This window comes from Streptococcus oralis SK610 (genome assembly GCF_000257455.1).
In the GTDB taxonomy this organism is placed as follows: domain Bacteria; phylum Bacillota; class Bacilli; order Lactobacillales; family Streptococcaceae; genus Streptococcus; species Streptococcus oralis_CB.
The window spans coordinates 1-884 of the sequence record NZ_AJKQ01000002.1; the positions used below are offsets into that span (position 1 = coordinate 1).

Sequence of the window (884 nt, forward strand, 5' to 3'; positions counted from 1 at the left end):
TTGGAGTATAGAATCCTGAAATGATATTTCCATTGCGATCTTTACGGATCACTTTCACACCTTTGGCTTGCCCTACAAAGTCTGCCTCTGGAGTAAAGGTGACGGTGCCATCTGGTGAGATTACATAAGTTCCTTCACCTGGAACGACTTTTTCAGTTGTTCCATCTTCAAAGGTTGGCGGAACTGTCAGATCGACATCACCTGTAAAGCTTGGTTTACCAGTCTGAGTTTGACCTTTAAGACCTTCTGATGTCGCATCACTCACTTGTGTTTGTCCAAGGACAGTTGGTGTGTAGCGAGCAGTAACTACATTTCCATACATATCCAAACGTTTCACAACCAATCCTTTAGCTGTACCAACAAAGTCTGGTTCTGGAGTAAAGGTAATCTTACCATCTTTATCAATTGTATAACTTCCTTCACCCGGAACAATCATAGTCGTGCTACCATCCTCAAAGGTTGGTGGAACTGTACTATCGATATGTCCTTCAAACGTTGGAGTTGCCACTTGTGGTTGGCCTTTTGCTCCTGTAGAAGCCGTATCATGACCAGTAGATGGATCTACAACTGTTGGACGATAGCTTGCAGTAACTGGGGTACCGTTCTTATCCTTACGAACGATTGTTACGCCAGTTCCTTTTCCTACAAAGTCTGCCTCTGGAGTGAAGGTGACGGTGCCATCTGGTGAGATTGTATAAGTTCCTTCACCTGGAATCACTTTTTCAGTTGATCCATCTTCAAATGTTGCTACCACTGTTTCATCGATTGGAACAAGCGGATTACCACCTTCAAATGTTGGCGTACCTGTTTGAACAAGCCCCTTAATGTTCACTGAAGAAGTATCTTTACCAGTTGGTGTTACCTTAGTAAACTCTGGACTGTAA

Annotated in this window: 1 pseudogene; it reads right to left on the minus strand. The window is 43.3% G+C overall.

Going from position 1 to position 884, the window contains the following annotated elements:
• Nucleotides 1-884: pseudogene (locus HMPREF1115_RS02800) on the minus strand (YSIRK signal domain/LPXTG anchor domain surface protein); the annotation flags it as partial.